The following is a 25,851-nucleotide window of genomic DNA, read 5'->3' on the forward strand; positions in this document are numbered from 1 at the left end:
GGCGCGGGCCGAGCTCATGGGGGATCCCGGGGCGCTCGGGCGGTTCGGGGACTACGGCGGGCGGTACGTGCCCGAGTCGCTCATCGGGGTCTGCCGCGAAATCGAAGAGGCCTTTCGCGAGGCGTGGGGCGATCCCGCGTTCCGGGTGCAACTCGACCGGCTGCTCGCCACCTATGCGGGGCGGCCCACGCCGCTCACGCCGGCGTTGCGGCTGTCGGCCGAGCTGGGCGTCACCCTGCTGCTCAAGCGCGAGGACCTGACGCATACCGGGTCGCACAAGATCAATAACGTGCTGGGGCAGGCGCTGCTGGCCAAGCGCATGGGGCGGACGCGGCTCATTGCGGAGACCGGGGCGGGGCAGCACGGGGTTGCCACCGCCACCGCGGCGGCGCTGTTCGGGCTGCGGGCCACCGTGTTCATGGGTGAGCGGGACATCGAGCGGCAAGAGCTCAACGTCTTCCGGATGCGGATGCTCGGGGCCGAGGTCGTGCCCGTGCGCTCGGGGTCGCGGACGCTCAAGGATGCGACCAGTGAGGCCATGCGGCACTGGGTCGGGGTCGTGGACGAAGCGCACTACTGCATGGGGTCGGTGCTCGGGCCCGCGCCGTACCCGTGGATGGTCCGCGAGTTCCAGCGCGTCATCGGCGACGAGGCGCGGCGGCAGTGCGCCACCGAACTGCCGGCCGCCGTGCCGGACTACGTCGTGGCGTGCGTTGGCGGGGGGTCCAACGCGGCGGGGACGTTCGCCGGGTTCGTCGGCACGCCGGCACGGCTCATCGGGGTCGAGGCCGACGGGGGCGCGGGCGCGAGCCGCGGGCGGCTCGGGGTGCTGCACGGAGTGCGCTCGATGTTCCTGCAGGACGACGACGGGCAGGTCGTCGAGGCGCACTCCATCGCGGCGGGGCTGGACTACCCGGGGATCGGGCCGGAGCACGTCCAGCTGCGCGATCTCGGGCGGGCGCGGTACGTCACGGTCCGCGACGACGAAGTGGTCAAGGCGGCGGTGCGCCTCGCGCGCACCGAAGGGATCATCGCGGCGCTCGAGTCGGCGCATGCGCTCGCCTGGGTGATGCGCGGGGACCTGCCGGCGGGCTCGACCGTTCTCGTCACGCTGTCGGGGCGCGGCGACAAGGACCTGGCGACGCTGCGGGAGGCGCTGTGAAGCTGCTCATGCCGTACATCACGGCCGGCGTCACCGCGGACTGGACCGACTATGTGCGTGCCTTCGCCGCCGCGGGGGCGGACATGATCGAGGTTGGGCTGCCGTTCTCCGATCCCACACTCGACGGGGCAACGATTCAGGAGGCGACGTCGGTCGCGCTCTCGCGCGGAACGACCCTGGATGGGATCTTGCGCGAAGTCGCCGATATCTCGGACATCGCGACGCCGCTCATGCTCAGCACCTACGCCAACCTCGTGATCCGGGAAGGTGCGGAGAAATTCGGCCAGAAGGCCAGACGCGCCGGCGCGCTCGGGGTCATCGTGCCCGACCTGCCGCTCGAGGAGTGCGCCGAAGTGGAGCCACACGTCGATCTCGCGCTGCTCGCCTCCCCCTCGACGCCGGACGCCAGGCTGGCCGAGATCGGGCGGCGGAGCAAGCACTTCGTGTACGCGGTGACGGTCATGGGAACGACCGGCGAGCGGGACGAGCTGGCCGCCTCCGCCGCCGGGCTCGCCGCCCGGCTCAAGGCGCGGACCGAACTGCCGGTCTTGTTAGGATTCGGCATCTCCACGCCCGCGCAGGCGGCCGAGGCGGCGAGCCTCGCCGACGGCGTCGTGGTCGGCGCCGCCGTCATGCGGCGCGTGCTCGACGGGGCCGGGCCGGCCGAGGCCGGCGCGTACGTGCGCGAGCTGAAGGCGGCGATGTCAGGAGGGTGACCTTGGTCCGCGACGGCGAGCCCCGCTACCGCGCCATCGCCGCCGACCTGGCCGCGAAGATCCACGCGGGTGACTACCCGGCCGGCTCGGCGCTGCCGGCGCAGCGGGAGCTCAGCGGCGCATACGGCGTGACGCTCATGACCCTCCGCCAGGCGCTGCGCCAGCTCAGCGACGAGGGGCTGATCGTGCAGCAGGCGGGGCGAGGGACGTTCGTGTCGCCGCCGCACCTGGCGTACCGGCTGGGATCCCTGCGAAGCCTCGCCGATGACCTGCGCGAACAGGGGCACGCCGTCCGGACCGTCGTGGTGTCGGCCGGGCTCGCCGCGTCGCCGAGGTTTGGCGCCGGCTCGCTTCGGCTCGAGCGCGTGCGGGAGTTTGCGGGGCGTCCCTCGGTACACCAGACGTCGTGGGTTCCCGCCCCGCACGCCGAGCGCCTCCTCGGCGTCGACTTCGCCGCGGTCGCCCTCTACGCCGCGCTCGCGGACATCGGCGTGGCGGTGGCGCGCGCCGCCGAGACCATCCGGCCCGCTTTGCTCGAGGCGTCTTCCAAGGTGCACCTGCACGAGCCCGCCGGAACGCCCGTGTTCGTGAGCGAGCGGACGACCTTCGCGCTGGACGGCGCCGCGGTGGTCGACGACCGCGCGGTGATCCTCGGCGATGCCATGGAGATCCGGGCCGAGCGGGCCGCTACCGGCCTGTCGATGACCTGGTCGGGCACTCAGACGTGACCGCGCAATGACTCGTCGTAGGTGACGGCCGGGTCGCCGCCGAGGACGCCCTTCGCACCGCGCTGGAACGCCGTGGCCGCGCTCGGGCGGCGAAGCTGGACGGCGAGCTCGCCGCAGGGCGCGTTCTCGAGCTTCGCTACGGCGCCCGCCGGCAGCAGCGCGACCGCATCGGGCTGCCCGGACGGCCGGGCGACGACCCCGACCACCGTGGCGGCCAGCCCGCTCGGCCCGCGGGTCAAGGTGACCCGCTCGCCGAGGCGCAGGCCGCGCCCGTCGACGGCGAGCAGCTCCCCGTCGCCGCCCGGGTCGCGCCCCTGCACGAGCGCCGCGCGCTGCAGCCCCGGGCTGCGCAGCGCGGTCAGGACCGTCGACTGGCTCAGCGACATTCGCAGGGTGGTGATCTCGACGTCGTACAGCGTGTCGTCGCACTCCACCGCGGCCGCCTCCGGCAGCGCGGCGAGCTTTTCGATCTGCGGCGGCGTGAAGTGCCCGACCAGTCGCACGTCGGCGCCGCCGGGCAGATCGGCGAAGCGCTCACTGCCCCCGAAGTGATCCAGCGCCACAAACGCCCCGACCGCGGCCACCGCGCAGCCGACAACGCTCGCAAACCCCCGTCTGCTCACATTTGGTGACGCTAAGCCACACCGACGGCCGCGCTCGCGCACGCCGCCGGTGTGTCACCGCGCTTTTTCGCGCCCGTCGCTCAGGCGGTCCACTCGGGGTTGCGGCCGAGGTACCGCAGCAGCGCCGCCACGTCGCCGTCCCCGTCCTCGCCCGGCACGATCGCCGCGTAGGCGCCCCACTGGCGCAGCGGCTCCACCAGCTCGCGGGCCACGGTCAGCAGGTCCCGCGAGAGCGGCGGCGTGAGCGGCGAGGGCTGCCCGGTCGCGACCGCGATGTCCCAGGCGTGCACGGCGGCGTCGAGCGCGCACGCGCCGGCGCCGAGCCACCCGGCCATGCGCCCCTGCGGCAGCGGCGTGGGCGCGTCGGTGGCGTCCCGCGGGATCGTCGCCCAGGCCGCGGCGGAGGCGCGCATGGTCGCCTCGGCGAACTCGGCCGGGCCCTGCCCGCCGAGGTGCCCGTCGGGCGCGAACGGGTCGTACGCCGGCCACCCGGCCCCGGTGATCGACGCGGCGAACCCGAGCTGGTCGCCGGCCGCGTGCTGGAGCACCTGGGTCACGTTCCACTGCGCGCACGGGGTGGGCCGCTCCCAGTCGCCGTCCCCGACGCCCGCGACGACGGTCCGCAGGGCGTGGTGCGCCTCGTCCAGGATCGCCCAGGTGCTCGTCAGCTGCTCGTTCATGACTCTCGACTCCCTAGCTCGCCGTGCCCTTGTGCCTCCACTCTATCAGAACGGAATGCTCTGTTCCAATAGGCTGACACGAACGATTCCCGAACTCGGAGGCGCGCGGCCCCGGAACTCGCAGGCGCGCGGCCCCGGAATCGATAAGTCAGGCGCTTCGCGCCACGACTTATCGGACATATCAGCATTTAGCAGGGCCGACGCCAGCACACGCAATAACATGAAATATCGGATATATCCGGACGCGCCAGCGTCTGGATATATCCGACCGAAAAGCTAGACCGCCCCTTCGGCGCGCAAGTGCCGGCGCTGGAGCTGGCGGCGCTCGCGCAGTACCGCGAGCAACCCGTCCGGGGGCAACGGCGGGTAGAACAGGAAGCCCTGCGCCGCCGTGCACCCCAGCTCGGCCAGGCGCGCCCGCTGCTCCGGGTTCTCCACGCCCTCGGCGACCACGCGCAGGCCCAGGCGGCGGGCCAGGTCGACGGTGGCCTGGACGATCGCGCCGGGCTTCGGGGCGTCCAGCATCTGCGCCACGAACTCGCGGTCGATCTTCACCTCCTGGACCGGCACGCGGGTCAGGACGGTGAAGGCCGAGTAGCCGGTGCCGAAGTCGTCGACGGCGAGCTGCACGCCAAGGCGGCGCACGCGGGCGAGCACTTCGTCGACGACCGGGGAGCTGGAGAGCATGACGGTCTCGGTGATCTCCAGGACCAGCATCTCCGCCGGGAAGCGGTGGCGGGTGAGCAGGTCGCCGATCGTCTCCGGGAGCTGGCGCTCGGCCAGGCTGCGCGCGGAGATGTTGACGGCGACCGGCACGGCCAGGCCCGCGCGGCGCCAGCCGGAGGCCAAGGCGATCGCGCGCTCGAGGACCCAGTGTGTCAGCGGGGCGATGAGCTCGCTGCCCTCGACCGCCGGCAGGAACTGGGCCGGCGAGAGCTTGCCGCGGCGCGGATGCTGCCAGCGGATCAGGGCCTCGACGCCGGTGATCTGGCCCCCGGAATTGGACGCGCCGGCCGGGCCGGTGAGCGCGACCGCGGGCTGCAGTTCGAGGGTGAGCTGGTCCTCGCCCGGCTGGGCGGCGAGGGCCTCGCGCAGCTCGGCGAGCAGCGCCAGGCGGTCGGTGCTGGCGTCGTCGCGGGACGGGTCGTACCAGGCCACCGGCTGGCCGCCGTCCTTGGCCTGGTACATCGCGATGTCCGCCCGCCGCAGCAGCTCGGTCAGGTCGGCCGAGCCGGCCTCGGCGACCGCGACGCCGATGGACGGCTCCTTGGACAGCGCCACGCCGTCGATGCGCATCGGGGCGGCGATCTGCGCGCCGAGCTTGCGTGCCCGCTCGACGGCCGCGGCGAGGGCCAGGTCGGCGCCGCCGACGGCGAGGTCGGTGACGAGGATCGCGAACTCGTCGCCGCCGAGGCGGGCGTGCAGGTCGCCGTCGTTGCCCGCGTCCTGGACGCGGCGGGCGATGACCTTGAGGACCTCGTCGCCGGCGGTGTGGCCGAGGGCGTTGTTGACCTCTTTGAAGTCGTTCACGTCGAGCAGCAGCAGAGCCACCGGCTCGCCGGGCGGGCGCGCGGCGAGGCGCACGTTGCCGCGGCCGAGCAGGGCGGCGCGGTTGTACAGGCCGGTCAGCGGGTCGCGCACCGCGTCGTACGTGGTCCGCTCGCTCATCGTGCGCAGCTCGTGGTGGGTGACGGCGTCGTGCAGGGCGGCGGCGAGGGCGTCGCCGAAGGTGGCGAGCATCAGCCGGTCGCGGTCGCGGTGCGGCTCGGAGCCGGCCAGCTGCAGCTCCCCCACCGAGACCGCGCCGACGGCCAGCGGGCGGGCGGTCATCGGGCCGTCGGGCAGGTCGCCGTAGGTGCGCCCGCCGGCGAGCACGACCCGGGCGGCGGAAACGCCGAAGAGCCGCATCGCGCCGGCGATGCCGGCCTGCGCGGCGTCGCGCTCGTCGAGGCGGTTGAGCTCGCGGGCGACCTCGGCGAACTCGGCCCAGGTGCGCCGCTCCTCGTCCTCGCCGAGGCGGTTGGCGTAGAACTGGTGCATCAGCCAGAGCACCGGCGGTACCAACAGGAGCAGGAACCCGCTGGTGGAGCACGCCCAGACGATGACGAGGCCGGCCGCGACGTTGCCGACGAGCATCAGCAGGCTGCCGCCCAGGATCGGGCCGGCGATCCCGCGCACGGTGCCGCCGCCGGCCGCGACGAGGCGCGCGACCAGGAACGCGACCGTGGCCAGGTAGTAGACGACGGCCGCGGCACACAGCGCCCCGACCTGCCGCGGCGCGAGGCCTTCGCGGACCTCGCCGCCCCACGCGGCGGCGACGACCAGCGCGGCGAGGGCGGCGGAGATCGTGAGCGCGGCGACGCCATAGATGCTCTCGCGCACGGGCCGGGCGCGGGCGTGGCGCGAGTCGAGGACGTGCAGGGCGGCGTGCGCGGCGCCGAAGCCCACCAGCGAAATCGGCGGGACGACCGCGGGCGGCAGGCTCGCGCACAGCAGCACGACCGCCGCCTCGCCCCAGGCGAGCCGGGCCAGGCCGCCGCCGACCCGCACCCGCAGCCGGGCCAGCTGCGAGATCATCGCCACGACGGCGCCGGCGAACAGGGCGGCCGGCACGGCGGGGACGTCAAAGATGCTGAACCGATTCAACGCTGCGTCGACGGAGCCCTCCGGCAGCCGGAAGGCGGCGACCAGCGCGGCCACGACCGAGAGGAGGGCGGCGAGGGCAACGGCGCCGACCAGGCGCGAGGACAGCGGTCTCATGGGACGGCCGAATCGATCGGCGACAAAGCCGCTGCGCGCGCCGAGCGGCCGGCGGCCTGATGGGCGCGCGTCGGGGCGCTCACCATTTGCCCCCTTCCCTGGCCCACAGGGGTGCGCGACCGGAGAAATGGAACGCGCACCTCGTGAAGGCTAAGGCACGAAGGAAAGGGACAACAGTGGTCAGCGATGCGTTTCTAGCTCAGGTCATCGGCTGACGTCGCTCAAGCGGGCGTCGATTTGTCCAGGTGATCGGGGTCGGAACCGGACCGTTCCACCGACTGCGCCTCGGCGGCCTTGCGCTCGGCGTCGGGATCGGGGAATTCGGCCGGAAGGCGACGAATCCGCGCGGTCATGTTGCGGATCAGGAAAACGGTCACAATGCCCAGGAGCACGATAATCAGCAGGCCCATGGGGCCGGCCAGGCCACCGGACCGGGTGTCGCCGAAGTTGTTCTCGGCCAGAACATCCAACGCGCCCATACCGTTCACCTTACGCCCGCGAAGAGATCGTCCTCCGGCGCGCTCGACTCGACGAACGACTTGGCCAGCTCGAAGTCCTCGGTGGGCCAGATCTTCTGCTGGAGGTTGAGCGGCACGGCGAACCAGAACCCGTCGGGGTCGACCTGGGTGGCGTGCGCGCGCAGGGCGTCGTCGCGGGTCTCGAAGAACTCGCCGCAGGGCACCCGGGTCGTGACGCGCTCGGACGGGTCGGGACGGTCCTGGTCGTCCCAGTTCTTCATCCACTCCGTGTAGGGCGACTCGCCGGTGGTCTCCAGCATCGCCTCGTGCAGCAGCTGGATGCGGGCGCGCGACCAGCCCATGTTGTAGTAGAGCTTCAGCGGCTGCCACGGCTCGCCCGCCTCGGGGAAGCGGCTCCCGTCGCCGGCCGCCTCGAAGGCCACCATGCTGATCTTGTGCGTCATGACGTGGTCGGGGTGCGGGTAGCCGCCGTTCTCGTCATACGTGGTGATCACGTGCGGGCGGAACTTGCGGATCAGCGCGACCAGCGGCTCAGCGGCCACCTCGGGGTCGACCAGGCCGAAGCAGCCCTCGGGCAGCGGCGGCAGCGGGTCGCCCTCGGGGAAGCCGGAGTCGACGTAGCCGAGCCACTCCTGGCGCACGCCGAGGATCTCGCGCGCCCGGTCCATCTCGGCGCGGCGGATCTCGGCGATGTTCTCCCAGATCTCCGGGCGGTCGAGCTTCGGGTTGAGCACACTGCCGCGCTCGCCGCCCGTGCAGGTGACGACGAGGACGTCGACCCCTTCGGCGACGTATTTGGCCATGGCCGCCGCGCCCTTGCTCGACTCGTCGTCGGGATGTGCGTGCACCGCCATCAACCGCAGCTGCTCGCTCACGAGCTCTCCTCAAGTGTGTCCTGGCCCCGTCGGGCCGCCCCGCGCCGGGGGCGCCCCGGGTAACGACCCTATTGTGGTCCGTACCTCCGACAAAACGACGAGGACGCAGGCCCGTGACCGACCCGAACGAGACGCACGCCACATCGACCAAATACCCACCGGGCCGCTACGGCCGCCGGCGCGAGCCGCAGCCGGGCCGGCGGTGGATGACGCTCGCCCTTGCCGGCATCGTCGCGATCGCCGGGCTGGCGATCGCGTGGCAGCTGTACACGCAGTACGGGCCGCAGGAGTACGAACCGCAGGTCCAGCGCTTCTACAACGTGACCGACGACGGCATCACGGTGGACTTCGTGGTGCGCAAGGAGCCGGACAAGAGGGCCACGTGCAGCGTGCGGGCCCGCTCCGCCAGCGGTCAGGAGGTCGGCCTCGCACAGGTCGACGTGCCGACCGGCGCAGAGGCGTTCGTCACATATCGCCTCGCAACGAGTGACCGGCCCGTCACAGTGGAGGTACCCGCCTGCGGGCCACTCCAGTCAAGGTGAAGTTGACCCGCTGGTAACGCCTCGGCAAATTCAAGTGGCCGCGGTGATGCGAGTCACTGGTACCTTTGTGGTTTGACCGAGCGTGCCCGTAAGGAGATCTTCAGTGTCGACTACCGACGGCGGACAGGCCACCACCTGGCTGTCGCAGGACGCCCATGACCGGTTGCAGGCCGAGCTCGACGAGCTCATCGCCAACCGTCCGGCGATAGCCGCAGAGATCAACGCACGCCGCGAAGAGGGCGATCTGCGCGAGAACGGGGGCTACCACGCCGCCCGCGAGGAGCAGAGCAAGGCCGAAGGCCGCATCCTGTACTTGAAGGAGTTCCTGCGCAAGGCGGTCGTCGGCGACGCGCCCACGTCGGACGCAGTAGCGCCCGGCACCGTCGTGACCATCCAGTTCGACGACGACGAGGACGACACCGAGAAGTTCCTGCTGGGCTCGCGTGAGATCGCCGCGACCACCGACCTGAAGGTGTACAGCCCCGAGTCGGCCCTGGGCAAGGCGATCCTCGGCGCCAACCGCGGGGACACCGTCACCTACACCGCGCCGAGCGGCGCGGCGATCAAGGTGACCATCATCGAGTTCGAGCCGTTCGCCGGCTGAGCCGTTCACACGCCTGATCGGCGCGGCACCCGGAAGGGCGCCGCGCCGATTGCTTTCAGATGCCGAAGGTGACCGTGTAGCCGGCCGAGCGGAGGGCGTTGATCAGGCGGTCGGAGTGCTCGGAGCCGCGCGTCTCGACGGACAGGCCGAGCTCGACCTCGCCGAGCTGCAGGCGCGGGTCCTGGCGGCGGTGCGCGACGTCGACGACGTTGGCGCCCTGCTCGGCGATGTACGTGAGCAGCTTCGCGAGGTGGCCGGGGCGATCGCCGCAGCGCACGGTGAAGGTGAGGTAGCGACCCGCCGCGGCCAGGCCGTGCTCGATGACCCGGACCATGAGCATCGGGTCGATGTTGCCGCCCGAGAGCACCGCGACGGCGGGCGTCTCGACCTGCACGGCGCCGGCGAGCAGAGCGGCCACGCCGACGCTGCCGGCCGGCTCGACGACCATCTTGCCGCGCTCGAGCAGCATCAGCAGCGCCCGCGAGATGTCCTCCTCGGTCACCGTGACGATCTCGTCGACGAGCTTGCCGACGTGCGCGAACGTGAGGTCGCCAGGACGGCCGACCGCGATGCCGTCGGCGATGGTGCCGAACGTGCCCAGCCGCACCGGGCGGCCCTCGCGCAGCGACGGCGGGAACGCGGCCGCTTCGCGGGCCTGCACGCCGATGACCCGCACGTCGGGGCGCACCGCCTTGATCGCGACGGCCAGGCCCGAGATGAGCCCGCCGCCACCGACGCCGGCCAGCACGGTCTTGACCTCGGGCACCTGCTCGAGCAGCTCGAGGCCGACGGTGCCCTGCCCGGCGATGACGTCGGGGTGGTCGAACGGGTGGATGAGCACTGCGCCGGTGCGCTCGGCGAACTCGTGCGCGGCGACGAGCGCCTCGTCGACGGTGGAGCCGGCGAACTCGACGGCGGCGCCGTAGCCCTTCGTCGCGGCGATCTTGGGCAGCGGTGCGCCGATCGGCATGAAGACGGTGCTGGCGATGCCGAGCAGGTTGGCGGCGAGGGCGACACCCTGCGCGTGGTTGCCGGCGCTGGCGGCCACCACACCGCGGCGGCGCTCGGCTTCGCCGAGGCGGGCCAGCCGCACGTAGGCGCCGCGGACCTTGAACGAACCGGCGCGCTGCAGGTTCTCACACTTCAGCCAGGTCGGCCCGCCGAGTTTGGCGGTCAGTGGCCGGCAGGGCTCCACCGGGGTCAGGCGGGTCACGCCTGCCAGCAGTCGCCTTGCCGCTTCGACATCGGCGAGCGTCACGAGCTCCGATGGGACGGCGACGGTCATGCCCTGATCGTGCCACCATCCCCGGCGGGCGCGACGCGCAGCCGGGCAACCCGGCCGTACTGCGCGCTGGTCACGGCGGCGATCAGCCCGACGGCGGCCGCGGCGGCGATCACGAACAGCGCGGCGCCGGGCAGACCGAACACCAGCTGGCGGCCGAACAGGTCGGCGGCGAGCGCGTGGTCGACCGGGCGGCCGGACGCGGCCAGGTCGCGCACGGAGCCGATCTCGGCCCGGTTGTCCAGGCCGGCGAGCACGCCGAGCAGCGTCGCCGCGGCACCGGCGAACAGGGTGCTCCACAGCAGCCAGACCAGCACGGTCATCCGCCGGCGCAGGTGCGGCGAGCGCCCGACGCTGCCGTGCGCGAGGCGGCGCGACCGGACGCCGAACGCGGCCAGGTTGGAGCGGGCGCGGACGGCCCAGCCGGCGGCCGCGACCGCGCTGACCGCGGCGACGGCGGCCAGCAGGCTCCAGCCGCCGATGCGCAGCGTGGTGGCGAACGCGGACCGGTCGGGGCCCGGGTGGCGGGCCGCCCACAGGTCGACGAGGGGCAGCAGGGCGATCGCGAGGTACACCAGCGCGGTGCCGGCGACGGCGGCCATCGCGACCGTCGCCCACCGCGAGAGCCCCCTGATCATCGGCGCTGTGCCGCCATGCGCGGCCAGCCCGGCGCGTGGCGGCGCCACGGCGCGGCCTGCTCGATCTGCCCGGCAAGGCCCAGCAGCAGCAGCTCGGCGCCGGGCGGTCCGACGAGCTGCACGGCCGCCGGCAGCCCGTCGCCGCGCACCCCGACCGGGATCACCAGGCCGGGGAAGCCGGCGAAGTTCCAGGGCGCCTCGTACGGCGCGTAGCGGGTGTTGACCAGCATGTTCGCCGCCCACGAGCGGGCCGACCAGTGCTGCGCGGCCGGGGGCGCGGTGGCCAGCGCCGGGGTGATCAGCACGTCGAAGCCGCCGTCGTTGAACCAGTTGCGGCAGCGCTCGCGCCAGGCCGCGCGGTCGGCGTCGCGCACCAGGCCGCGCCGCAGGGCCTCCTCGCCGAGCGCGACGTGCCGGCGGGTGCGCGGCTGCAACGCCGCCCGGTCGAGGTCGGCCGCGTCGAGGCTCGTCGCGCCGAACCAGGTGGCGAGCACCCGGGCGGCCAGCGCCGGCGGGTAGACCGGGTCGGCCCGCACCGCGCCGTGCCCGTGCGCCAGCAGCAGCCGGACGGCGTCGCTGAGACCCTTGCGCGCGTCGGCGTCGGGGAACACGCCGGTGACGGGGCTGCGCAGGGAGACGGCCACGCGCAGCGTTCCCGGTGGTGTCAGGGCTTGTGGGGTACGACCGGAAAGCACCGAAAATCCGAGATGCGCATCGGCGACCGTGGTGGCCAGGATGCCGTTCTCGGTGAGGCCGTACCAGTCGTTGGCGCCGATGTCGGCCGGCACCACGCCGCGGCCCGGCTTGAGCCCGACGATCCCGCAGCAGGCAGCGGGGATCCGGATCGAGCCGAGCCCGTCGTTGCCGTGCGCGATCGGCACGAGACCCGACGCGACGGCGGCGGCCGACCCGCCCGACGACCCGCCGGGCGTGCGGTCGGTGCGCCACGGGTTGCGCGTGATCGCGCCGTCGTCGTCGGTGGTGGCCCAGATGCCGAGCTCCGGCATCCGGGTCACGCCCACCACGACGGCGCCCGCGCCGCGCAGCCGCCGCACCACCTCGTGGTCGTGCTCGGCGACCGGCGAGCGCGCCGCGGCCGAGCCGTTCCAGGTCGCAAGGCCCGTGACCGGGGTGTTCTCCTTGACCGCGACGGGCACCCCGGCCAGGGTCAGGTTGCCCAGCCCCGGCTGCTCGTCGACCATCTCCGCCTCGGCGATCGCCTCGGCGGCGCGCACCTCGCGGAACGCGCCGACGATGCGGTCGTAGGCCCGGATCGAGTCCAGGTGGTCGGCCACGACCGCGGTCGCCGATGTGTCGCCGCGGCGCACCGCGCGCGCGATCTCCCTGGCCGTGGCGCCTACCCAGGTGGTGGAGCGGTGCAGCATGCCGAACACCTTTCCGTACCCGTCTGCGGTGCGGTCAAGTGTGTCAACGAGCGAGCGCGTACTCCAGATCGGCCAGAAGATCGTCGATCGTCTCGATTCCGACAGACAACCGGACGAGGTCCCCCGGCACCTCCAGCGGGCTGCCCGCGGCGCTCGCGTGCGTCATCCGGCCGGGGTGCTCGATCAGCGACTCGACGCCGCCGAGCGACTCGCCGAGCACGAACAGGCGGGCGCGGTTGCAGATCTCGACCGCGTGCTCCTCGCTGTGCGCGCGGAAGCTGACCATGCCGCCGAAGCGGCGCATCTGCTTGGCCGCCGTCTCGTGGCCCGGGTGGTCGGGCAGGCCCGGATACAGCACCTGGGCCACCGCCTTGCTGCGCGTGAGGAACTCGACGACCTTCTCGGCGTTGTCGCAGTGCCGGTCCATGCGCACGCCGAGGGTCTTGATGCCGCGCAGCGTCAGCCAGGCGTCGAACGGCCCGTTGATCGCGCCCATCGCGTTCTGGTGGTAGGCGAGCTCGCCGAGCAGCTGCTCGTCCGTGCCGATCAGGGCGCCGCCCACGACGTCGGAGTGGCCGCCGAGGTACTTCGTCGTCGAGTGCACGACGAGGTCAGCGCCCAGGTGCAGCGGCTGCTGCAGGTACGGCGAGGCGAACGTGTTGTCGACCACGAGCAGCGCGCCGCGGTCGTGCGCGACCTGTGCCAGCGCGGCGATGTCGGCGATGCCCAGCAGCGGGTTGGTCGGCGTCTCGACCCAGACGATCCGGGTGCGCTCGGTCATCGCGGCGCGCACCGCGTCGACGCTGTGGATGGAGGCGGCGGTCCAGTTCAGGCCCCACCGCTCGGCGACCTTGGAGAAGAGGCGGAACGTGCCGCCATAGGCGTCGTCCGGGATGACGACGTGGTCGCCGGGCCGGCAGACGGTGCGCAACAGCGTGTCCTCGGCGGCGAGGCCGGAGGCGAAGGCGAGCGCGCGGCGGCCGCCCTCGATCGCGGCCAGGCACTCCTGCAGCGCGTCGCGGGTCGGGTTGGCGGTCCGGCTGTATTCATAGCCCTGGCGCGGCCGCCCGACGGCGTCCTGCGCATAGGTGCTCGTCTGGAAGATCGGCGGCACGACCGCGCCGGTGGCCGGGTCCGGCTCCTGGCCGGCGTGGATGGCGAGCGTCTCGAAGCCGTGGGTCATGGCCTCGACCCTAACGGCGGCTAGGCTGGCGGGCGTGTCGGACTGCCTGTTCTGCTCCATCGCGTCGGGCGCCGCGCCCGGATTCATGGTGGCGACCACGCCAACCGCCGCCGCGTTCCTGGACGTCCGCCCGGTGTTCAAGGGCCACGTGCTCGTCGTGCCCAAGACGCACGTCGTCACGCTCGGCGACCTCGATCCGGCCGAGATCCCCGAGTACTTCGGGTTTGTCCAGCGCATCGCGCGCGCGGTCGAGACCGGCCTGTCGGCGGGCGGGACGTTCGTGGCGATCAACAACCGGGTCTCGCAGAGCGTGCCCCACCTGCACACCCACGTCGTGCCCCGCACCAAGGGCGACGGGCTCAAGGGCTTCTTCTGGCCGCGCACGAAATACGAGTCGGACGAGGAAGCGTTGTCCTTCGCAGAGAAGATCTCGACCGTAATGAGCTCATAAGGCCTCACGGCGGATCGCGCGGCAAACTTGAGTCCAAGCACCTCAAGTTTTTAAGGAGCGGATCGTGTTTCTGCGGTACACCAAGCAGCTTGACCTGCCGACGGCCGAGTCGGCTATTCCCGGGCGCGACGTCGAGATGCCCGTCGCCGCGAAGCACACCGTCCTGGGCACCCCGCTGCGCGGCCCCTGGCCGGCCGGGCTCGAGGTCGCCCACTTCGGCATGGGCTGCTTCTGGGGCGCGGAGAAGATCTTCTGGCAGATCCCCGGCGTGTACTCCACCGCCGTCGGATACCAGGGCGGCTTCACCAAGAACCCGACGTACGACGAGACCTGCTCGGGGCTGACCGGCCACACCGAGGCGGTCCAGGTCGTCTACGACCCGGCGAAGGTGTCCTACGAGGCGCTGCTGAAGGCGTTCTGGGAGAACCACGACCCGACGCAGGGCATGCGCCAGGGCAACGACGTCGGCACGCAGTACCGCTCGGCGATCTACACCACGACCCCGGAGCAGGCCGCCGTCGCCGCCTCCTCGCGCGAGCTGTTCGCGCCGGTGGTGCGGGCCGCGGGCCGCGGCGAGATCACGACCGAGATCGCGCCCGCCGGGGCGTTCTACTACGCCGAGGACTACCACCAGCAGTACCTGTCGGACTCGAAGAACCCCTATGGGTACTGCAACCACGGCCCCAACGGCATGACCTGCCCCATCGGCGTGGCCAAGGTCCCCGACGCCCGGTAGTTCGCCGGCTCCGGGCCTAGTCGAGACGCGACACCTGGTAGTGGTCGATGAGCCAGGTGTCGGCGACGTGCCGCGCGAGAATGCTCAGGTAGACGGTGATCGCCGGCCGGTCGGTGAAGGAGAACTCGACGCTCAGGTATCCGAGAACCAGGTCGGACGCGAGGCGCCGCGCCTCCCGGATGGTGTACTCGGCCGTCATGCCCAGCGGCTGCGACGCGTAGTACTCGGCGACGCCACGGCGTCCCACGCTGTACGGGTGCAGGCCCTGAAAGATGGCCTGCTCGGTGAAGACGGCCGCGACAGCCTCCGGCTCGTGCGCGTCGACGGCGGCCTTCCACGGGTCGAGAACGGCGCGCAGCGCCGCCCTCTCGTCGGGCGTGGCGGTAGTCATGGCAACCTCCGACCGCCTAGGAGTTTCTGAGGGCCGGGTCGTTGGGGTGCGGCGACAGCGGCGTAACCGTGTCGTGGCGCCACGCCCGCAGCGGCATCGTCGCGAGCACCTGTTCCAGCTGGTCGGCGTCGTCGGCCCGGAAGAGGCCCCAGGTGCGCCACTCGCCGGGCGCCAAGGGCGGACGCCACAGGCGGAGCAGGTGTCCTCGATCGGCAAGCTTCGCAGAGTTGGCCGCCTCCCGGGCGCGGATGTCGTCGACCTCCGCCTCGCTGGTTCCCGCTGGCACGGTGGTCACCATGTCGACCAGAAACTCCACGATCGCCTCCTGCCCGCGGACGTCTTCCGCTCCGGCCAAGGCTAAGCGTGCTGCACGCAGCGGCGCCCGGCGCTTGCGCGAAACGGCCCAGGCTCCCATCCGGGGGTGAATACCGCGCAAAGAGGTACATATGCAGGGGTTTGGCAGGCGAGGGCACCTATCGCGATGTATGCGGGGAACCACGACGTGTGCCCTCGCCTGCCGGTGGACCCGCCCGATCCCTGGGGAGGACGCCTGGCCGGAGGCGTTCGGAGCCGGCGGAGGCATGCCGGCAACCGCGTACGGGCGGGTCTTTGTCGTTGCGGGATTGCGACCATGAGGCTTCCTGAGCACCTCCGGACGAAACGTTAGACAGTCCGGGGGCAGGCCCGAGCGGACAACGAGTGCGACATCCAGCCGACCACACGAAAGAGATCGGCGTGGCGCCCGCGATAATGGCTGCCATGGAGAGCCCCCTCTTACAGCGGATTCGCGCGGCCGTCATCGGCGACGACCAGGTGATGTGGGGGCCGTTCGGCGCTCGCCGGGTCACCTACGCCGACTACACCGCCTCAGGCCGCGCGCTGGACTTCATCGAGCGGTTCGTGCGGGACGAGGTGCTCCCGCGGTACGCCAACACGCACACGGAGTCGTCCGGCACCGGCCTGCAGACCACGCGCCTGCGCGAGGACGCGCGCCAGATCGTCAACGACGCCGTCGGCGGCAACGCGGAGACGGTCGTGATCTTCACCGGCTCCGGCTCCACCGCGGCGATCGACAAGATGGTCCACATCCTCGGCCTGCGGGTGCCGGCGGCGCTGGAGGACCGCTACGCCCTCTCGGCACACATCCCGCCGGCCGATCGCCCGGTGGTGTTCATCGGCCCGTTCGAGCATCACTCCAACGAGTTGCCGTGGCGCGAGTCCATCGCGGACGTGGTCGTGATCCCCGAGGATCACAACGGCCACATCGACCTGGACCGGCTGCGCGCGGAGCTCGCGCGCCACGCCGACCGGCCGCTGAAGATCGGATCGTTCTCGGCGGCGTCCAACGTGACCGGGATCGTCAGCGACACGCACGCGATCTCGGCGCTGCTGCACGAGCACGGGGCGCTGTCGTTCTGGGACTTCGCGGCCGCCGCGCCGTACGTCGACGTCGCGATGTACGGGCCGGGGCCCGGCGAGTACAAGGACGCGGTGTTCATCTCGCCGCACAAGTTCGTCGGCGGCCCGGGCACCCCGGGCGTGCTGGTGGTGCGCCGGGAGGTCCTGTCCAACCGGGTGCCGACCGTGCCCGGCGGCGGGACGGTGGACTACGTCAACCCGACGGACCACCACTACATCGCCGACCCCGCGCACCGCGAGGAGGGCGGCACGCCGGCGATCGTCGAGTCGATCCGCGCCGGCCTGGTGTTCCAGCTCAAGCAGGCGGTCGGCACGGACACCATCCGTGCCCTGGAGGAGGGCTTCCTGCGCGAGGCCATCGCGTCGTGGAAGACCAACCCCAACATCGAGATCCTCGGCAACCTCGACGCCTCGCGCCTGTCGATCGTCTCGTTCGTCATCAAGAGACCCGGCGGACGGTACCTCCACCACAACTTCGTCGTCTCGATGCTGAACGACCTGTTCGGCATCCAGTCGCGGGGCGGCTGCTCGTGCGCCGGCCCCTACGGCCACCGGCTGCTGGGCATCGACATCGAGCGCTCGCACCGCTTCGAGCAGGAGATCATCGCCGGCTGCGAGGGCATCAAGCCCGGCTGGGTCCGGGTGAGCTTCAACTACTTCATCTCCGAGACCGTCTTCCAATACATCGTCGAGGCCGTCCACCTCGTGGCCACGCACGGGTGGGCGCTGCTGCCGCAGTACCGCTTCGATCCGTACACCGGCCTGTGGAAGCACCGCGACGGGGTCGTGGAGCCGCCGCTGCGGCTGTCGGAGCTGCGGTACGACGCCGCCGGCGAGCTGACGTGGCCCTCGCGGCACGAGCGGGCGCCCGAATCGGACCTGTCGGGGTATCTGCGGTACGCCCGCGAGCTGTTCGAGTCGCTCCCGTCGAGCCCGGAGCCGGAGGGCGTCGTTTCGCCCAACTTCGAGGCATTGCGCTGGTTCGACCTGCCGGCGGTATCGCTGTCGGCGTAACGCGGCGGGCATGGCGCGCGCTCGGGCGGCGTTGGCTTGGGCATGGACCCAGAAATCGACGCGCTTGATGCGTACAGCCGGGTCGTCTCCAGCGTGGCGGCCTCCCTGCTGCCGAGCGTGGCCAGCCTGACCGTGCGCAGCCGCCGCGGCGAGGGCGCCGGCTCGGCCGTCGTTTACACCGCGGACGGCTTCGTGCTGACCTCGGCTCACGTGGTGGCCGGCGCCGAGGGCGGCGTCGCCGAGTTCACCGACGGCACACAGACCCGCTTCGACGTCGTCGGCGCCGACCCGCTCGCCGACCTGGCCGTGCTGCGCATCCGCGAGCCCGGCGTGCCGCCCGCGACCCTGGGCAACGCCGACGAGCTGCGCATCGGCCAGCTGGTCGTCGCCGTCGGCAACCCGCTCGGCCTCGCCGGCTCCGTCACCGCCGGCGTGGTCAGCGCGCTGGGCCGCTCCCTGCCGGTCCGCGACGGCCGGCACACCCGCCTGATCGACGACGTCATCCAGACCGACGCCGCGCTCAACCCCGGCAACTCCGGCGGCGCCCTGGCCGACTCGGCGGCGCGCGTCGTCGGCATCAACACCGCGGTCGCCGGCATCGGCCTGGGCCTCGCGGTCCCGATCAACAGCACGACCCGGCTTATCATGTCCGAGCTCATGTCGACGGGCCGGGTCCGCCGCGCCTGGCTCGGCGTCGCCGGCGCCACGGTGTCGCTGCCGCCGGCACTGGCGCAGCGCCTGGGCCAGTCGAAGGGCCTGCGCCTGGCCGAGGTGGTCCCCGGCAGCCCGGCGGGCCTGGCCGGCCTCTACGTCGGCGACGTGATGCTGGCGGCGGGCGGCCGGCCCATCACGGGCGTGCAGGACGTGCTGCGCCTGATGCTCGGCCCGGCGATCGGAGCGCGCCTGCCGATCACGGTGCTGCGCAAGGACGCCCTGGTCGACGTGGTCGCAGTCCCGGCACCGCTGGAGTAACCGGCCGGCTCGCTCGACATGTCGGGCGCTGCGCGCCACGACATGTCGGATTCATACCCTGACGGGCGGCGAATGGCGCAACCCGGAAAAGGGCGCAGCGCGGGGGCAGCCGCTCGGCATCCCCCCGCGCCGCGGGTCTCGCATCCGGTGGGTCAGGACAGGCGCTCGAGCACCATCGCCATGCCCTGGCCGCCACCGACGCACATCGTCTCGAGGCCGATCGACTTGTCGTGCCAGTTCAACGAGTTGATCAGCGTGCCGGTGATGCGGGCGCCGGTCATGCCGAACGGGTGGCCGACCGCGATCGCGCCCCCGTTGACGTTGAGCTTCTCCAGCGGGATGCCGAGGTGGCGGTACGACGGGATGACCTGCGCCGCGAAGGCCTCGTTGATCTCCACGAGGTCGACGTCGTCGATGGTCATGCCGGCGCGCTTGAGGGCACTGCGCGAGGCCTCCACCGGGCCGATGCCCATGATCTCCGGCGACATGGCGGTCACGCCGGTGGAGACGATCCGGGCCAGCGGCGTGATGCCGAGCTCGCGGGCGCGGATGTCGCTCATGATGACGACCGCGGCGGCGCCGTCGTTGAGCGGGCAGCAGTTGCCGGCGGTCACCCGGCCGTCGGGGCGGAACACCGGCTTGAGCCCGGCGACGCCCTCGTACGTCACGCCCGCCCGCGGCCCGTCGTCCGCCGACACCGTCTCGCCGGACGGCGTCGTGACCGGCGTGATCTCGCGGGCCCAGAAGCCCTTCTTGATGGCCTCTTCGGCCAGGTTCTGCGACCGCACGCCGAACTCGTCCATGTCGTGGCGGGTCACGCCCTCGATCTCCGCGAGGTTCTCGGCGGTCTGGCCCATGGCGATGTAGATGTCGGGCAGCTCGCCGTCCTCGCGCGGGTCGTGCCAGGCGTCGGCGCCGCCCTCGGCCCGCTTGGTCGTGCGCGCGTAGGCGCCGGCGAACGCCGGGTTCTGCCACGGGCCGCCGACCGCCGCCTGCGCGTCGGGCGGGAGGGCGTCGGAGTTGCCGCGGGCGTACCGCGAGACGCACTCCACGCCGGCCGAGATGAACACGTCGCCCTCGCCGGCCTTGATCGCGTGGAAGGCCATGCGGGTGGTCTGCAGCGAGGAGGCGCAGTACCGCGTGGTGGTGGCGCCCGGCAGGTGGTCGAACCCGAGCAGGGTGCTCACCACGCGGGCCATGTTGAAGCCCTGTTCGCCGCCGGGGAGGCCGCAGCCCAGGTAGAGGTCCTCGATCTCCCGGGGGTCGAGCTGCGGCACCTTGTCCAGCGCGGCGCGGACGATGGTGGCGGCAAGATCGTCGGGGCGGAGGTCGCGCAGCGATCCCTTGGCGGCACGGCCGATCGGGGACCGGGCGGTGGCAACAATGACAGCTTCCGGCATGCCCTGATGCTACCTTCGGGTAATCCGCCCGGACCTGCGGTGCGACAGCAGAATTGTCACACCACGTGCATCTAGCAGGCCGCACGCAACGGCATGATCAGACGCCGCGGCGCAGCGCCGCGGCCTCCTCGACCGCGGGGAGCAGGGCGTGTGCCCAGACCCGGTAGCCGTCCGCGGACGGGTGGAAGCCGTCGTGGCACAGCGTGCCCTCGTCCGCCCGGAACACCGCTCCGGTCCGGGCCCCCAGATCGACCACGACCGCGCCCGCGGCGCCGGCCGCGCTCGCCTGCAGGCGGGCCATCCCGCGGCTGCGCAGGCCGAGCAGCTGGCGCAGCGGCGGTGCGAACGCGCGCAGCGCGCCGAAGTCGGGGCAGGTCCCCACGACCACCGGGATGCCCGCGTCGCGCAGGCGGCGGCAGGCCGCGCCCAGGTGCTCGGCGGCGTCGGCGGCCCGGCCGAGGTGGGTGACGTCGTTGGTGCCGACGAGCACGACCGCCACGTCCGGCGCCGGGCCGACCAGGGCCCGGGCCACCTGCGTGGCGAGGTCGGACGAGCGGGAGCCGGCGACGGCGACGCTGGACAGCTCGACGCGACGGCCGGCGGTGCCCTCCGCGAGCAGCGCGGCGAGCTGTCCGCCGACGGTGTCCGCGACGCGCTCGACGCCAACGCCGAGCGCGGTGGCGTCGCCGAGCAGGACCAGGCGCATCGACGGCTTGCCGACGGCGCCGACGGACGAGCGCATGGCCAGGCGCATGTCGGGCTTGGCGTAGTTGCGGGTGCGGGCGGCGACGGCCTGCGCGGCAAGGACGGCCGCACCGCCGACGGTGCCGGCGACCAGGGTCACGGTCGCGAGCCTGGCGAGGCGCTTGACGACGCTCACGGCCGTCACCTCCGTTCCGGGTAAATCAGGGGTATATCCGGACGCATCACGAGCCTAACCGGCGAACCCGCGTGCGGCGCCCGCCGCTGTAACCCAGCTCACCCCGAACAGGTCATGCGGGCTCCGCGGCGCGGTCCGGGGTGCGTGCGGCCTGCTGGGGCAGGCGGTGCCAGACGCGGTGGCGCAGCTGGGCCCAGCGGCCCGCCGGGCCCCGGTCGCGGCCGGCGACCTGGGCGCCGCTGACCTCGGTGCCCGGGCGCTGCGCAGCCTCCAGAGCGGCCTGCGGCAGGGACCGCACGCCCTCGCCGGCGCTCAGCGGCACGCCGGCCTCGGCGGGCTCCGCCAGCGCCGCCACGACCGTGGGCAGGACGGCCTGGGCCGCGGCGAGGTAGCCGGCGCCGGAGGGGTGGAAGCGGTCGAGGCTGAACATGCGGTCCGGCTCGGCGTAGAACAGCTCGCCCAGCAGGTCGCCGAGCGACACCGTGCGGCCGCCGGCCTCGACGACGGCGATCGTCTGCGCGGTGGCCATCTGGCGGCTCCAGCGCCGGGCCAGCCAGCGCAGCGGGGGCTGGATGGGGCGGATCGTGCCCAGGTCGGGGCAGGTGCCGACGACGACCTCGACGCCGGCCGCGCGCAGGCGGCGCACCGCGTCGACGAGGTGCTGCACGGCGGTCTGCACGCGGACGCGGTGGGTGACGTCGTTGCCGCCGACGCAGATGACGGCGATGTCGGGCTTCTGGCGCAGGGCCACGTCCACCTGGGGCGGCAGGCCCTTGGACTCCGCGCCGACGACGGCCAGGCAGCGCATGCGCACCGGGCGCTGCTGCTGCTCCGCCAGACCGGCGGCGACCGCGGCGGCGAAGGTCTCGCTCGGGTGCTCGGCGCCGTAGCCGGCGGCCGAGGAGTCGCCCAGGACGACGAGGCGGATCGGCTCGCCCTCGAACTGGGTCCCGAAGATCCCGTCGGCACGCGGCGGCGGGCTCACCACCTGCGGGATCGTCTTGCGCGCCATCAGCGCCTGGCCGAGTACCACGCCATAGAACAAGACGCTCGCGCCCGCTACGCCCCCGCCGCCGACCACCGCCGCCGTGGCAATCCGCCGAGCCCGCTCCGACTGCAAGTTCACCGCCCCCGCCTTTCCCGCCCTGGGCCTCACGCGAACCCGAGGCTAACCCCCGCCCTCCAAGTATTCGCCGCTATTCGTCCTGATCCCGATCGTCCTCATCCCGACCGATCGGGGCCCGCGCGGTGCAGGGTGACGCGGATCAGGACCCGCTCATCCCGCAGCATCGCCGCCCGGTAGTCGTCCCAGTCGGGGTGATCCCCGCCGGTTGCCCGGCGGTAGTAGTCGACCAGACCCTCGACGCTGTCCGGTGGCAGCACGATGTCGGCCTCGCCCTCGACCTGGACCCAGCGGCCGTAGAAGCCGTCGGGCAGCACGCACAGGGCCGCCCACGGGTCGCGGCGCAGGTTGCGCACCTTGTACGCCGGGACGCGGCTGCTGATGACCACGCGGCCCTCGTCGTCGACCACCGCGAGCACCGGCGACATCTGCACCCCTCCGTCGGAGCGCCGAGTCGCCAGAACCGCCTGGTGCTGCTCGCTGATGACTGCCCGCGCGGCATCGAGATCCATGTCGTCATTTGTACCGCGCGCAAGGTGACGGGCACCGCTACATTCGTAGGCCAAGGGAGAGAGGGCGGTCACGATGGCGAACGGCGCGCTTCGACGGCGGATGGCCTGGACTGCACTGCTGCGCGTGTTCCGGTCGGACACGCCCGGCGTCGGCAAGCGGCTGGCGGCGCTACCGCGGATGATCAAGGCGACGCTCAAGCGGGAGTACGACGGCGGCTCCCGGCTGCTGATGCTCGCCGCCGCCGGCGTCTACATCGTCTCCCCGATCGACGCCGTGCCCGAGGCCTTCCTGCTCGTCTTCGGCCTGGTCGACGACCTCGCCGTCGCCGGGTACTTCGCCGGCGCCCTCATGGACGAGCTCGAGCGCTTCCTGGAGTGGGAGCGGCTGCGCGACAGCGTCATCCCCGGGCACGTGGTCGGGTAGGCCGCGTCTGCTGATCGGGACGCCCGATAGGCTGGCGACGTGCGTTACTACGACAACGTCGTCGAGTTGGTGGGCAACACGCCCCTGGTCCGGCTCCGCAACGTCACCGCCGGCATCTCTGCCACCGTCCTGGCCAAGGTCGAATACCTGAACCCGGGCGGCAGCGTGAAGGACCGCATCGCGCTGAAGATGGTCGAGGAGGCCGAGAAGGCCGGCCTCCTGCAGCCGGGCGGCACGATCGTCGAGCCGACCTCCGGCAACACCGGGGTGGGCCTGGCGCTGGTGGCCCAGCTGCGCGGGTACCGGTGCGTCTTCGTGTGCCCCGACAAGGTCAGCGAGGACAAGCAGAACGTGCTGCGCGCCTACGGCGCCGAGGTCGTGGTCTGCCCGACCGCGGTCGCGCCGGAGGACCCGCGCTCGTACTACAACGTCTCCGACCGCCTGGCCCGGGAGATCCCCGGCGCGTGGAAGCCCGACCAGTACGCCAACCCGGCCAACCCGCGCTCGCACTACGAGACGACCGGGCCGGAGCTCTGGGAGCAGACCGACGGCCGGATCACCCACTTCGTGGCGGGCGTCGGCACCGGCGGGACGATCTCGGGCGCCGGGAAGTACCTCAAGGAGGTCTCCGAGGGCCGCGTGCGCGTCGTCGGCGCCGACCCGGAGGGCTCGGTGTACTCCGGCGGGACCGGCCGGCCGTACCTCGTGGAGGGCGTCGGCGAGGACTTCTGGCCGACCACCTACGACCGGACCATCTGCGACGAGATCGTGGAGGTCTCCGACAAGGAGTCCTTCGAGCTCACCCGCCGCCTGGCGCGCGAGGAAGGGCTACTCGTCGGCGGCTCCTGCGGCATGGCCGTGGCCGCCGCGCTGAAGGTCGCCCGCGCGGCCGGCCCCGACGACGTCGTGGTCGTCCTGCTGCCCGACGGCGGCCGCGGGTACCTCTCCAAGATCTTCAACGACGACTGGATGGCCCGCTACGGCTTCCTGCGCACCGCCGACCAGACGCCGACCGTGGCCGACCTGCTCATCGGCAAGGACGGCAGCGTGCCGGGCATGGTGCACATCCACCCGAACGAGACGGTCCGCGACGCGATCGACTACATGCGCGAGTACGGCGTCTCCCAACTGCCCGTGCTCAAGGCCGAGCCGCCGGTTGTCACCGGCGAGGTCGCGGGCTCGATCGCGGAGCGCGACCTGCTCGACGCGCTCTTCTCCGGCCAGGCGCACCTGCACGACATGGTGGAACGGCACATGGCCGCACCGCTGCCGATGATCGGCGGCGGGCAGCCGGTGAGCGAGGCCGTGGCGCTGCTGGAGAAGGCCGACGCCGCCGTGGTGCTCATCGACGGCAAGCCGGCCGGGGTCATCACGCGCCAGGACCTCCTGGCGCACCTGACGTAACGCGGCTCAGGCGAAGGCGCCGCGGACCGCGTTGATGCGCTCCGCGGCGTCGGCCCGGTCGCGCTCGGAGCCGAACCGGGCCAGGTCGGCGGCGACCACCGTGAGCTGGTCGGGCAATGCGAGGTCGTTGTCGAGCCGCGGCACGGCCAGCGGCGGGCGCCCCTCGGCCTCGGCACAGCGGTCGGCCATCCACTGCACGAGGTCGTGCATGAGCTCGGCGCGGGTCCTTCCAGACGCACTGGACGCCGCCCATCGGGGCGGCGTCCAGTGTGCGACCTGGCCGACCAGCTTGCGCACGGCGGCGCCGAACTGATCTTCCTCGGTCATCAACGTCGCAGGTAGCTCAGCAGGCGCAGGATCTCGTAGTACAGGAAGATCAGGCCGACCAGGATGCCGAACGCGCAGTACCACGCGTAGCGCTCCGGCAGGCCGTAGCGCTGACCCTGCTCGATCGCGTCGAAGTCGAGGATGAAGGTCAGCGCGCCGACGCCGATGATCACGAGGCTGAAGACGATCGGCAGCCAGCCCACGTGGCCGTTCGTGCTGTACTCCCGCAGGCCCAGGTTGAGCCCGAACATGTAGAACAGCCAGTTGGCGAAGCTCAGCACCACGACGCCGATGAGGGCGCCGATGACGAACTTCGTGAACTTCGGCGTCGCCCGCAGCACCTTGAACTTGTAGAGGGCGGCCATGACGGCGAAGATGCCGAACGTCGCGACGACCGCCTGGATGACGATGCCGGAATACCAGCTCTCGAAGGCGCGGCTGATGACGCCGAGCGCGACGCCCTGCAAGGCCGCGTAGGGGATGATCACGGCCGGGCTGGTGACCCGGCGGAACGAGATGACGAGGCCGAGGACCAGGCCGGCGATGCTGGCCATGAACGCGGCGAAGAAGGTCACAGCGCTGCTGGGCGGCAGGAGCACCCAGGCACCGGCGCCGACGACGCCCGTGATCGCGAGCAGCGCGACGGTGCGGACGACGACGTCGTCCATGGTCATGGTGCGGGAAACGGCACCCGGATAGCCGGGTCCATACCCGGTCTCATACCGGGAAGCCCGCGCCGCCTCACCAAGGCGGGTGAGCACCGGGTTGGAACTCTGCACGATCGGCCTCCATGGGCGTCTCATTCACGTGTACGACCAGGGTACCGCGAAAGGGCGCAACGGAAACCGTCACCGTACAGCGCGACGTGACGGTTAGCTCAATATCGACGAACTGAAGACGGTGCCCGGGGCGGGGTTCGAACCCGCACGCCTCGCGGCAGCCGCTTTTAAGGCGGCCGTGTCTGCCGTTCCACCACCCGGGCGTAGAAACGCGTCTCACGGTAGCCCGTCCGACGAACCATCAACACCGACAAGGGGATGGCCGTTACTGTCATCCGGGTGACCAGCGCCCCGCATACCGACGAGGCCGAGACTGCGCCGGTCGAGCAGCGAACACCGGCCGGTCCGCCGATGTGCTTTCG

The 25,851-nt window shown here is 72.3% G+C and carries 28 protein-coding genes and 1 tRNA gene; 11 read left to right on the forward strand and 18 right to left on the reverse strand.

Annotation, left to right across the window (positions count from 1 at the left end; translation table 11 throughout):
* Window positions 1–16: 16 nt before the first annotated feature.
* Genes trpB through ABD901_RS14115 form a run of 3 tightly spaced genes read left to right on the forward strand, consistent with a single transcriptional unit; the run spans window position 17 to window position 2,606 of the window.
* A complete protein-coding gene (trpB, locus tag ABD901_RS14105) occupies window positions 17–1,162 on the forward strand; it encodes a tryptophan synthase subunit beta (RefSeq protein ID WP_345126911.1) in 1,146 nt (381 codons plus the stop codon).
* On the forward strand, window positions 1,159–1,878 hold the full coding sequence (gene trpA / locus ABD901_RS14110; protein ID WP_345125960.1) for a tryptophan synthase subunit alpha: 720 nt from the start codon (window positions 1,159–1,161) through the stop codon (window positions 1,876–1,878). Before trpB ends, trpA begins: the two co-directional genes overlap by 4 nt.
* Window positions 1,875–2,606, forward strand: a complete 732-nt coding sequence (locus tag ABD901_RS14115) for a GntR family transcriptional regulator (protein ID WP_345125966.1) — start codon at window positions 1,875–1,877, stop codon at window positions 2,604–2,606. The genes trpA and ABD901_RS14115 overlap by 4 nt, the downstream gene beginning before the upstream one ends.
* Here the strand turns inward: ABD901_RS14115 and ABD901_RS14120 are convergent.
* From ABD901_RS14120 to mca, 5 genes are all read right to left on the reverse strand, one after another.
* Window positions 2,597–3,229: a hypothetical protein gene (locus tag ABD901_RS14120; protein ID WP_345125969.1), complete on the reverse strand. Its 633-nt coding sequence runs from the start codon at window positions 3,227–3,229 to the stop codon at window positions 2,597–2,599. The two genes, ABD901_RS14115 and ABD901_RS14120, sit on opposite strands and share 10 nt — an antisense overlap.
* Window positions 3,230–3,309: 80 nt before the next feature.
* Window positions 3,310–3,909, reverse strand: coding sequence for a TIGR03086 family metal-binding protein (locus ABD901_RS14125; RefSeq protein ID WP_345125972.1), 600 nt, complete (start codon window positions 3,907–3,909; stop codon window positions 3,310–3,312).
* Window positions 3,910–4,185: 276 nt separating this feature from the next.
* Window positions 4,186–6,669: a putative bifunctional diguanylate cyclase/phosphodiesterase gene (locus ABD901_RS14130; RefSeq protein ID WP_345125977.1), complete on the reverse strand. Its 2,484-nt coding sequence runs from the start codon at window positions 6,667–6,669 to the stop codon at window positions 4,186–4,188.
* A 221-nt stretch (window positions 6,670–6,890) separates the two neighbouring features.
* Window positions 6,891–7,148 carry a hypothetical protein gene (locus ABD901_RS14135; protein ID WP_345125979.1) on the reverse strand — a complete coding sequence of 86 codons (258 nt, stop codon included), beginning with the start codon at window positions 7,146–7,148 and terminating at the stop codon, window positions 6,891–6,893.
* Window positions 7,149–7,153: 5 nt separating this feature from the next.
* The gene (mca, locus tag ABD901_RS14140) at window positions 7,154–8,023 is read right to left on the reverse strand and encodes a mycothiol conjugate amidase Mca (protein ID WP_345125982.1); all 870 of its coding nucleotides are present in this window, start codon (window positions 8,021–8,023) and stop codon (window positions 7,154–7,156) included.
* A 113-nt stretch (window positions 8,024–8,136) separates the two neighbouring features.
* On the opposite strand from mca, the gene ABD901_RS14145 reads away from it, so the two are divergent.
* Entirely contained in the window at window positions 8,137–8,565 is a 429-nt protein-coding gene (locus ABD901_RS14145; protein WP_345125984.1) for a DUF4307 domain-containing protein, read from the forward strand.
* 103 nt (window positions 8,566–8,668) lie between these two features.
* Window positions 8,669–9,169: a transcription elongation factor GreA gene (gene greA, locus ABD901_RS14150; protein WP_345125987.1), complete on the forward strand. Its 501-nt coding sequence runs from the start codon at window positions 8,669–8,671 to the stop codon at window positions 9,167–9,169.
* Window positions 9,170–9,224: 55 nt separating this feature from the next.
* On the opposite strand, the gene ilvA is transcribed toward greA, so the two are convergent.
* From ilvA to ABD901_RS14170, 4 genes are read right to left on the reverse strand one after another with little or no spacing between them, the layout of a single operon-like run.
* Window positions 9,225–10,454, reverse strand: coding sequence for a threonine ammonia-lyase (gene ilvA / locus ABD901_RS14155; RefSeq protein WP_345125989.1), 1,230 nt, complete (start codon window positions 10,452–10,454; stop codon window positions 9,225–9,227).
* A complete protein-coding gene (locus ABD901_RS14160; RefSeq protein ID WP_345125993.1) occupies window positions 10,451–11,089 on the reverse strand; it encodes a hypothetical protein in 639 nt (212 codons plus the stop codon). Before ABD901_RS14160 ends, ilvA begins: the two co-directional genes overlap by 4 nt.
* On the reverse strand, window positions 11,086–12,474 hold the full coding sequence (locus ABD901_RS14165) for an amidase (protein WP_345125995.1): 1,389 nt from the start codon (window positions 12,472–12,474) through the stop codon (window positions 11,086–11,088). Before ABD901_RS14165 ends, ABD901_RS14160 begins: the two co-directional genes overlap by 4 nt.
* Before the next feature lie 43 nt (window positions 12,475–12,517).
* Entirely contained in the window at window positions 12,518–13,657 is a 1,140-nt protein-coding gene (locus ABD901_RS14170) for a cystathionine gamma-synthase (RefSeq protein WP_345125998.1), read from the reverse strand.
* A 34-nt stretch (window positions 13,658–13,691) separates the two neighbouring features.
* On the opposite strand from ABD901_RS14170, the gene ABD901_RS14175 reads away from it, so the two are divergent.
* Window positions 13,692–14,108 (forward strand): HIT family protein, encoded by a 417-nt coding sequence (locus tag ABD901_RS14175; RefSeq protein WP_345126001.1) that lies wholly within the window; start codon window positions 13,692–13,694, stop codon window positions 14,106–14,108.
* Window positions 14,109–14,172: 64 nt separating this feature from the next.
* Window positions 14,173–14,844 (forward strand): peptide-methionine (S)-S-oxide reductase MsrA, encoded by a 672-nt coding sequence (msrA, locus tag ABD901_RS14180; protein ID WP_345126003.1) that lies wholly within the window; start codon window positions 14,173–14,175, stop codon window positions 14,842–14,844.
* Between the two features lie 16 nt (window positions 14,845–14,860).
* Here the strand turns inward: msrA and ABD901_RS14185 are convergent, their stop codons facing one another.
* Window positions 14,861–15,235: a YybH family protein gene (locus tag ABD901_RS14185; protein ID WP_345126007.1), complete on the reverse strand. Its 375-nt coding sequence runs from the start codon at window positions 15,233–15,235 to the stop codon at window positions 14,861–14,863.
* 16 nt (window positions 15,236–15,251) lie between these two features.
* Window positions 15,252–15,551, reverse strand: a complete 300-nt coding sequence (locus ABD901_RS14190; protein WP_345126009.1) for a muconolactone Delta-isomerase family protein — start codon at window positions 15,549–15,551, stop codon at window positions 15,252–15,254.
* A gap of 443 nt (window positions 15,552–15,994) precedes the next feature.
* Between ABD901_RS14190 and ABD901_RS14195 the strand changes: the two genes are divergently transcribed.
* On the forward strand, window positions 15,995–17,668 hold the full coding sequence (locus tag ABD901_RS14195; protein WP_345126012.1) for an aminotransferase class V-fold PLP-dependent enzyme: 1,674 nt from the start codon (window positions 15,995–15,997) through the stop codon (window positions 17,666–17,668).
* Between the two features lie 42 nt (window positions 17,669–17,710).
* The gene (locus tag ABD901_RS14200; RefSeq protein ID WP_345126015.1) at window positions 17,711–18,640 is read left to right on the forward strand and encodes a S1C family serine protease; all 930 of its coding nucleotides are present in this window, start codon (window positions 17,711–17,713) and stop codon (window positions 18,638–18,640) included.
* A 152-nt stretch (window positions 18,641–18,792) separates the two neighbouring features.
* Here the strand turns inward: ABD901_RS14200 and ABD901_RS14205 are convergent, their stop codons facing one another.
* The 4 genes from ABD901_RS14205 to ABD901_RS14220 all read right to left on the reverse strand — a co-directional run bounded on the left by ABD901_RS14205 (window position 18,793) and on the right by ABD901_RS14220 (window position 22,555).
* Window positions 18,793–20,040, reverse strand: coding sequence for an acetyl-CoA C-acetyltransferase (locus ABD901_RS14205; RefSeq protein WP_345126018.1), 1,248 nt, complete (start codon window positions 20,038–20,040; stop codon window positions 18,793–18,795).
* 97 nt (window positions 20,041–20,137) lie between these two features.
* The gene (locus tag ABD901_RS14210) at window positions 20,138–20,929 is read right to left on the reverse strand and encodes an SGNH/GDSL hydrolase family protein (RefSeq protein WP_380137944.1); all 792 of its coding nucleotides are present in this window, start codon (window positions 20,927–20,929) and stop codon (window positions 20,138–20,140) included.
* 103 nt (window positions 20,930–21,032) lie between these two features.
* Window positions 21,033–22,046, reverse strand: a complete 1,014-nt coding sequence (locus ABD901_RS14215; RefSeq protein ID WP_425556691.1) for an SGNH/GDSL hydrolase family protein — start codon at window positions 22,044–22,046, stop codon at window positions 21,033–21,035.
* 95 nt (window positions 22,047–22,141) lie between these two features.
* Entirely contained in the window at window positions 22,142–22,555 is a 414-nt protein-coding gene (locus ABD901_RS14220) for a PPOX class F420-dependent oxidoreductase (RefSeq protein WP_345126024.1), read from the reverse strand.
* Between the two features lie 100 nt (window positions 22,556–22,655).
* Between ABD901_RS14220 and ABD901_RS14225 the strand changes: the two genes are divergently transcribed.
* A complete protein-coding gene (locus ABD901_RS14225; protein WP_345126027.1) occupies window positions 22,656–22,979 on the forward strand; it encodes a YkvA family protein in 324 nt (107 codons plus the stop codon).
* Between the two features lie 39 nt (window positions 22,980–23,018).
* Window positions 23,019–24,383 (forward strand): cystathionine beta-synthase, encoded by a 1,365-nt coding sequence (locus ABD901_RS14230; RefSeq protein WP_345126032.1) that lies wholly within the window; start codon window positions 23,019–23,021, stop codon window positions 24,381–24,383.
* A 6-nt stretch (window positions 24,384–24,389) separates the two neighbouring features.
* Here ABD901_RS14230 and ABD901_RS14235 read toward each other — a convergent pair whose 3' ends face one another.
* From ABD901_RS14235 to ABD901_RS14245, 3 genes are all read right to left on the reverse strand, one after another.
* Window positions 24,390–24,710 carry a hypothetical protein gene (locus tag ABD901_RS14235; protein WP_345126034.1) on the reverse strand — a complete coding sequence of 107 codons (321 nt, stop codon included), beginning with the start codon at window positions 24,708–24,710 and terminating at the stop codon, window positions 24,390–24,392.
* On the reverse strand, window positions 24,710–25,489 hold the full coding sequence (locus ABD901_RS14240) for a Bax inhibitor-1/YccA family protein (RefSeq protein WP_345126037.1): 780 nt from the start codon (window positions 25,487–25,489) through the stop codon (window positions 24,710–24,712). The genes ABD901_RS14235 and ABD901_RS14240 overlap by 1 nt, the downstream gene beginning before the upstream one ends.
* 122 nt (window positions 25,490–25,611) lie before the next feature.
* A tRNA-Leu gene (locus tag ABD901_RS14245) sits at window positions 25,612–25,692 on the reverse strand.
* Window positions 25,693–25,851: the final 159 nt, after the last annotated feature.

Source organism: Dactylosporangium darangshiense, from assembly GCF_039537565.1.
Taxonomy (GTDB): domain Bacteria; phylum Actinomycetota; class Actinomycetes; order Mycobacteriales; family Micromonosporaceae; genus Dactylosporangium; species Dactylosporangium darangshiense.